Annotated in this window: 5 protein-coding genes and 1 pseudogene; 2 read left to right on the top strand and 4 right to left on the bottom strand. The window is 42.4% G+C overall.

Annotated features, from left to right (window positions below; genetic code table 11):
• Nucleotides 1-304 (bottom strand): annotated as a pseudogene (locus QZT73_RS05195) (alkene reductase); the annotation flags it as partial.
• Nucleotides 305-506: 202 nt separating this feature from the next.
• On the opposite strand from QZT73_RS05195, the gene QZT73_RS05190 reads away from it, so the two are divergent.
• On the top strand, nt 507-881 hold the full coding sequence (locus tag QZT73_RS05190) for a BlaI/MecI/CopY family transcriptional regulator (protein WP_291784464.1): 375 nt from the start codon (nt 507-509) through the stop codon (nt 879-881).
• Complete coding sequence (locus QZT73_RS05185) at nt 881-2854, top strand: M56 family metallopeptidase (protein ID WP_291786976.1); 1974 nt, start codon at nt 881-883, stop codon at nt 2852-2854. Before QZT73_RS05190 ends, QZT73_RS05185 begins: the two co-directional genes overlap by 1 nt.
• A gap of 53 nt (nt 2855-2907) precedes the next feature.
• Here QZT73_RS05185 and thrC read toward each other — a convergent pair whose 3' ends face one another.
• From thrC to thrA, 3 genes are read right to left on the bottom strand one after another with little or no spacing between them, the layout of a single operon-like run.
• The gene (gene thrC / locus QZT73_RS05180) at nt 2908-4212 is read right to left on the bottom strand and encodes a threonine synthase (protein ID WP_291786979.1); all 1305 of its coding nucleotides are present in this window, start codon (nt 4210-4212) and stop codon (nt 2908-2910) included.
• 54 nt (nt 4213-4266) lie between these two features.
• Nucleotides 4267-5202: a homoserine kinase gene (locus QZT73_RS05175; protein ID WP_291784460.1), complete on the bottom strand. Its 936-nt coding sequence runs from the start codon at nt 5200-5202 to the stop codon at nt 4267-4269.
• Between the two features lie 3 nt (nt 5203-5205).
• Nucleotides 5206-7659 carry a bifunctional aspartate kinase/homoserine dehydrogenase I gene (thrA, locus tag QZT73_RS05170; protein ID WP_291784458.1) on the bottom strand — a complete coding sequence of 818 codons (2454 nt, stop codon included), beginning with the start codon at nt 7657-7659 and terminating at the stop codon, nt 5206-5208.
• Nucleotides 7660-8092: the final 433 nt, after the last annotated feature.

Raw genomic sequence — 8092 nt, 5'->3', positions numbered from 1 at the left:
GAATAAATATTTTGCCTCCTTTTTCATGCACACCTTCAGTGACTTTTTTCCAACCTTCCACTTGGGCATCAGAATAAATCCCTGGTGTATTCACATACCCTACTGCTTTTTTCGAAATCTGGGCACCTTCGGAAATGATCAGTCCAGCTGATGACCTCTGCTGATAATATTTCACATGAATATCAAAGGGTACATTTTCAGGATTGGTTGCCCTGCTTCTTGTCATAGGAGCCATTATTACCCTGTTTTGCAATTCCAAATCTCCCATTTGAAGCTTTTCTAAAAGCGGTTGTGTAGTTTTCATAATCATTGGTTTTTTTCAAATCTATGTATATACAACTATTGTGGCTTAGGCTTAGTTCCAAGAAATCGGTAGCAGTTTCATAAATCAGTTAACAGTTTCTTCCTCAGCACTAAAATTGTATTACGAAAAAAATCGTATTAAAATTTTGAAAATGCGAACCAATTCGTATAACTTTGTACGAAACGAATCGTATTAAAATACTATGAACACTAAACCCACTGAATCCGAACTTGAAATTTTGTCCCTCTTATGGCCGATGAAGAGAGCCACGGTTAGGGAAATCCATGAGAAACTGGCCGAAACCAAAGACACCGGTTACACGACTACCCTTAAGATCATGCAGATCATGCACAGCAAGGGGATTTTAGGAAGGGATGAGCAAAGCCGAACCCATGTGTATTTTCCCTTGATAGAAAAAAAAGCTACCCAGCATCACCTGGTTGGCAACTTTATGGCTACAGCATTTGGTGGTTCTGCCAAAAACCTGGTCATGCAGGCTTTGGGGCAGGGCAATCCCTCTAAAGAGGAATTAGATGAAATCCGCGCATTTTTGGACCAACTGGAAAAAGACAAATAATGGAATTGCTTGAAAATTTGGTTCCCGAACCTTATCTCTATGCCCTCGGCTGGATGATTATCCATGCCTTATGGCAGATTGCAGGCATAGGCTTACTGCTATGGTTAAGCCTGACGCTTTTCAATCAAAAAAGTGCAGCTTTTAAATACCACCTAAGTTTGGCAGCTTTGGCCACGATCACCTTTGCCGCCATGGTTACCTTCAGCTGGCAATTGAATAGCCAATCAACAGTCCCGGAAAGCACACTGAGTGATGTTGAATGGGCGTATTTATACACTCAACCTGATTTTTTGAAGCAAATAGACGCTTCACAAGAGGCTAATCCAGAAGGGATGATTATCATTAGAAGAATAGAAAAGTACATTCCTCTTTTAGTGAATGTATGGTTGATAGGCGCCTTCCTATTTTTCTTCAAAACTGCCAGCGGATTAGCCGATCTACGCTCGCTGCACCGAAAAACCCATTCTCCAGTTCCGGAAAGGTTAAGGCTTGTGGTCAACCAAATCAGCAAAAAACTGCAGATTTCCAGACCTATTCAAATACTTTCGAGCACCCATATCGATATCCCCTTGACCTATGGGATACTGAAACCAGTCATTTTGATCCCCAGTGCTTTGTTATTACAGATGAGCCCAACGCAATTGGAGGCCATTATTGCCCACGAAATGGCCCATATCAAAAGACATGATTACCTGGTGAACCTCCTCCAATCCATTTTGGAAATGCTTTTCTTTTTCCATCCAGTTTTCTGGTGGATCAACCATGAGGCTAAAAAGCAAAGAGAAATGGCATGTGATGAAATGGCTGTAGCTTTGGGAGCAAATCCAAAAGACCTCGCCTGTGGATTGGCCAATGTCATCAACCATGCCCAAAATCATGCCCCTGAAATGGCTATGGCTGCCACCAAAAAGCAAAATCCAACCTTGGATAGGATCAAAAAAATTATGGGGGTGAAAACCTCCACTACACAACCAACTACTTTAACCACTATTACCATGATGATTACCTTGATACTGGGCGCAACCCTCCTGGTAGGAGCGAGCGACCAAAAAAGCAAGTCTTCTGATGACTTGCTGTTGACCCAAACCAATACCCAAACCATTGATTTGGAATATCATATGGTATATAATGATGATGACGCCGACACCGTTCCCCAACCAAAAACAAGGGTGATTTTTATAGATTCTGCTACCAATGAAGGTGTTGACACCCTATTTTTTCAAAAGCTTACAAAGCAAACAGAACCTATAAAGTATTTCGAGATTCTTTTCCAGGGTACAGAGGGGCTTTTTGAGGGGATGGGAAGCCTTTTTGAGGGAACGGGAAGCCTTTTCGAGGGCTTCGATGCAGACTGGGGTAATTTTAGTAACCTGCCTCAGCTGGAACTTATAGAAATACCTATGCCCAATTTTAATTTTGACAATATGCCAAGATGGGAAATGGATCCTGAAACTTTTAAAAAATTACTCCCTGACTCCAACCTGTTAAAAGAATTGTCCCTAGCCAGAATTTCACTTGCTGACAGTACACTCCAATTGAAATTGGCCAAGAAAAACAATATATCCAAAGAAGATTGGGAGCGGATACAACGAGAAAGGAGTATAATCTTGGCCAAAGTGAAACAAGCAGAGGCTGAAAGACGGGAAGAATGGAATCAGGAGAGAATAGCCAAAACCGAGGAATGGAAGAAAACCTACGAACCCAAAGTAAAGGAGTTCCAAGAAAAAATGGCGGACTGGGAGAAACAAAACCAACCCAAAATCGAGGAATATCAGGCCAGAGTAAAAGCTTGGGAAAAAGAAAACCAGCCCAAGATCGAAGAATTCCAAAGAAAGATGGAAGAATGGCAAAAGGCCAATGAAGAAAAAATGAAAGCTTTCCAGGAAAAAATGGAGGCTTGGCAAAAAGCGCATGAAGCAGAAATGAAAGCACTGGAACAAAAGCTCAAAGAAGCCCAGCGCAAGAACGACTAAACCAACATAAATCATAAAAGGGCCGGGAATAGTTATCCTGGCCCTTATTTTTTTCACTTGGCCAAACTCAAATACTCCCTAAAAGCCCCATAATCATTAGGAAGTGCTGCTGCCTTTTTTTCTCCCTTCATAAATTCCTTTAAGCGATCAGGCAATTCCAGATCAATCCCTAATACCTTATCCACTACTGACTTGAACTTGCCGGGATGGGCTGTTTCCAAAAAAATCCCGACATAATCATCCCCATTCATCCTCAGGAAGTTGCGAAGCCCTAAATACCCTACTGCCCCATGGGGATCCAACGTATAGCCTGTTTCAGATTGGACTTTCTTCATCAGCTTTGCCGTATCTTCATCATCAAAGTAAAAGCCTTTGACTTTTTTCCTGAATAAAGCCTCATCATTCCCATATAGTGCCAACAGCCTATAAAAATTGCTGGGATTGCCTACATCCATGGAATTGCTGATGGTCGCAATGGAAGGTTTCGCTTTAAAATTCAACCCATGCAGGAAATCAGGCACGATCTTGTTAACATTCGTACTGGCCACAAAAACATCAATGGGCAGGCCCATGCGCTCGGCCAGAATTCCCGCTCCCAAATTACCGAAATTCCCGCTGGGTACCGATACGGCCAATTTCTTATTCTTTTCCGGAAGTCTGGACCAGGCATAAAAGTAATAGAGACATTGTGGAATCCAACGGGCAATATTGATGGAGTTGGCAGAGGTCAAGAGCATTTTTTCATTCAACTCCTGGTCCAAGAAGGCTTCTTTGACCATGCGCTGACAGTCATCAAATACCCCATCCACTTCCAGGCAATGGATATTTTCTCCCAAGGTGGTAAACTGCATTTCCTGAAGGGCTGAAACCTTCCCTTTGGGATATAAAATGATCACCTCCATTCCGGGAACTTTATAAAAACCATTGGCTACTGCCGAACCGGTATCCCCTGATGTAGCTACCAAGACCCTTACTTTTCTCTCCTCTCCTTCCATCAATATGGACATGAGTTTGGAGCAAAAGCGAGCCCCAAAATCTTTAAATGCCAATGTTGGACCATGGAATAATTCCAGACTATAAATCCCCTCTTCCACTTTCACTAAGGGAGCATCAAATACAAGGGTATGATCCACCAATTCCTTGACCTGAGCCACATCCAAGTCCTCTCCAAAAAGTGATCCTATCACTTCATAAGCCATTTCTTGAAATGTCATAGTAGGAAGCTGGCTGAAAAAAGAATCAGGCATGGCAGGGATACTCTTCGGCATATACAGCCCTTGATCTGGGGCAAGGCCCTTGATTACCGCTTCTTTTAAATCGACCTTATGATTCGGGTTGTTGGTGCTGTAATATTGCATGGAAAAAGGAGAAGTAGTTTTTGATATTTTAATATGCAATGGTAATTGAAAGGGCTATTGGTTATCAGAAATATAGGAGCCTCTATCGTTGACTTCGGAAACATAAACATCCACCTCAAGTCCGATTTTCTCAAATACTTTTTTGCTTTCATGACCTGCTTTTAGTGCAGTTTCTTTTCCTTGGGCAAGGATAAATATAGTAGGTCCTGAACCTGAAATCCCCGATCCCAAAGCACCAACCTCCATCACAGCCTCCCGCAATTCATAAAAACCTGGTATCAACAATGCCCTGGAAGGTTCAGCGATCACATCTTTAAGGGATCTACTGATAAGCCCATAATCGCTTTCATAAAGTCCGGCGATCAAGCCTGCAATATTACCTGATTGTACCGTAGAAGCCTTCAAAGAAATCTGTTGCCGAAGGACAGATCTGGAGTCAGCTGTTTTCAATTCCAAATGTGGGTGTATCAACGTGCAGTACAAGCCTTTTGGCACAGGTAATTTGACCACATCCAAAGGATCATAACCGCGGATCAATACAAATCCGCCCAGAATGGACGGTGCCACATTATCGGCATGGGCGGCTCCACAGGCCATACGTTCAGCCTCCATGGCAAAAGGCACCAAATCGTTTTTTTCAAAGGGTTTGCCCAGCAATTCATTGGCTGCAACCAAAGCTGCTGCGGCACTGGCTGCAGAAGAGCCCATGCCCGAACCCAAGGGCAAACCCTTTTCCAAAGAAACCGCGATTCCTTTTTGAATCCCAAGGGCGTCCAACATAGCTTTTATGGCTACTGTACAGGTATTTTTATCAGCTTCCAAAGGGAGTTTGCCACCATCTCCTTCAATTTGCTTCACTGTCAATCCTTCCTGCTCTTTCAGTTCCACTGTAACCTTATCCCCAAGATCATCTATAGCAAATCCCAGTATATCAAAACCACAGGAAACATTGGCCACTGTGGCCGGTGCAAATGCCGTCACCTTTTTCATAGGCTAACGGGTATAATTTCCTAATCGGATCACATCGGCAAATACACCGGCTGCAGTCACATCTGCGCCTGCTCCAGGACCTCTGATGATCATGGGGAAATCATGATAACGTTCGGTAGTAAACAAAATCATGTTGTCACTTCCTTTGAGCGTAAAAAATGGATGACTGCTGTCCAAGGCATTGAGTCCCACTGTCGCTTTACCATTTTCAAGAGTGGCCATAAACCTTAGCTTTTTGCCTTCGGCTTGGGCTTTTTGTAGCATTAGAGCAAAGTCCCCATCATGCTTTTTAAGCTTTTCAAAGAAGGTTTCAATGTCCTTGGTCTCCAAACAATCCTCTGGAACCATACTTTGGATACTGATGTCCTCAAAATGTAAATCCTGTTCCGCTTCACGGCCAAGAATCAGAATTTTCCTCCCCACATCCATGCCGCTCAAATCATCTCTTGGATCGGGTTCAGTATAGCCTTTTTCTTTGGCCTGTCTCACCACCTCAGAAAAAGGAACTCCTCTTTCAAATTCAGAGAAAATATAATTCATTGATCCACTCAATACCGCTTCTATCCTTATTACCCTATCCCCACTGAGCATCAGATCCTGCAAAGTATTGATCACAGGAAGTCCTGCTGCCACATTGGTTTCATAGAGAAATTTCACCCCCCTTTTATATGCCAATTTTTTGAGCGACTTATAACGTTGTAAAGTGCCTGAGTTTGCCTTTTTATTGGGCGTGACTATGGGTATACTGGCCTCTAATACCCTTTCGTAGGATCCAGAAACATCCTCGCTGGCAGTACAGTCTACAAAGACCGAATTGGAAAAATTCATCGCATCCATCTGCTTCAGGAATTTATCCAAATCCATGGGCCTGGCTTCGGGAGCATCCTCAGGAGCAGGGCAATTTTTAAGGTCAAATCCATCCTCATGAAAGGCCATAAACCTGGAATTGGCAATCCCATGAACCTGGATATCCAGGTCATTCTCCCTTTGCAACTTTTCCCTTTGGCTGGCAATCATCCGGATCAGAGCCTTTCCAATCAAGCCTACACCTACCAAAAACACGTGCAATACTTTGTTGTCTGATAGAAAAAATGCTTCATGCAGGGCATTCAAGGCTTTTTGTAAATCAGGTTGTGCCACAACTGCCGAAATATTCAATTCAGAACTTCCCTGAGCAATGGCATATACATTGACATTATTCCTGCCGAGAGACTGGAACATGCGTCCACTGGCTCCTGGATTATGCTTCATGTTTTCTCCTACTGCTGCCACTACTGCCATGTCCGATACTACCACGACAGGATCCATTTCACCATTTCGGATTTCAAAAAGAAATTCTTTCTCAATGGCTTCTTTGGCTTTAGTCACTTCCGCCGAACGAATGGCCACACAAATACTATGTTCAGATGAAGCCTGACTGATCAGGACTACATTGACATGTGCATTGGCCAATGCCCCAAAAACCCTGTAACTAACTCCCACTACTTCAATCAAGCCAGCTCCTTCAATATTAAGAAGGGATATGCCGGACAGGGAGGAAATCCCTTTAATCAATTTCCCGCTTGGATGGTCCCCATTGATCAAGGTGCCTTGGTGGGCAGGCTCGAATGTATTTTTAATGAAAATTGGAATTCCCTTGCGCATAGCAGGCTGCATGGTTGCCGGGAAAATTACCTTGGCCCCAAAATGAGAGAGTTCCATGGCCTCACTGTAACTCAGTTGCGGAATGGTAAAAGCAGTATAAACCAATCTTGGATCAGCCGTAAGCACCCCAGATACATCTGTCCAGATTTCTAAGCTTTCTGCCTGTAGTGCCGAGGCAAAAATAGCAGCTGTATAATCAGAGCCACTTCGCCCCAAGGTGGTGGTTTCTCCTTTTTCAGTAGATGCAATAAAACCTGTAATTACCTTAAGCCCTGGATTTTGGTGAAAAAAGTCCAAAATCAGATCGTTGGTTGCAGGAAAGTCAACTTTAGCATTACCAAACCTGTCATTGGTCCTGATGACTGCTCTAGCGTCCAAATAAACAGCAGGAAAACCCTCCAACTTTAAAACTTCTGTGAGGATATAAGCTGATAGCCGCTCTCCAAAACTGCCTACATAGTCCAATGTTTTGGGAGAGCATTCCTTGATCAGGTAAATCCCATGAAAAAGATCCTCCAATTCATTGAACCGGACTTTGACAAAAGTAAGTACTGCAGATTGGAGTTGGATTGGAACAAGCGCTTTAACCATTTCAAAATGCCTTTCCTCAAGAGCTTTGACATGATCCACATAGGTCCTGTCCCCTTCTCTGGCTTTTTCGGCCGTATTCAAAAGGACTTCCGTCACACCTCCGAAAGCTGAGAACACAACTGCAAAATCAGCATTCTTATCCTGGTTTTTGATGATATCAAAAACCTTCAAAATATTGTTCTTGTTGGCAATGGACGAGCCTCCAAACTTTAAAATCTTCATGATTCAACGAATTTTAGGAAAATTTTTAATGAAATTTATTGGTCAAACAGACCTTATAACAGGGGCGATATATAAAGTAAAAACGGGATTACCCCGTAATGGTAGTAGAAAAAAAATTCATAGTAGAAGACATACCCATACCAATTCCCATTTCATGAAAAACGGGCAGGTTTGTACCGCAGAAGTGTTTTACTTTTGGCATGTTTCAAAATTGATACAACAATCTTAAGGACAAAAATCCATAATCCAAAAACCTTTTTACTGTTTTTATAAAGAAAAGAGAGATTTGTTAACTATTAATCAAAAAAACAAAAACACTATTAGCGCATATTTAAGCAAAGTGCAAAATAATATTTTATGATAATGCAATAAATGACACTAACAACCCTAATCGAACCTGAAATGAAACGTTTTATTTAAAAAATATTCATTT

It is taken from the genome of Cecembia sp. (genome assembly GCF_007126775.1).
In the GTDB taxonomy this organism is placed as follows: domain Bacteria; phylum Bacteroidota; class Bacteroidia; order Cytophagales; family Cyclobacteriaceae; genus Cecembia.
The sequence above is the reverse complement of the archived record's forward strand: the minus strand, read 5'-3'. Positions and strand labels throughout refer to the sequence as shown.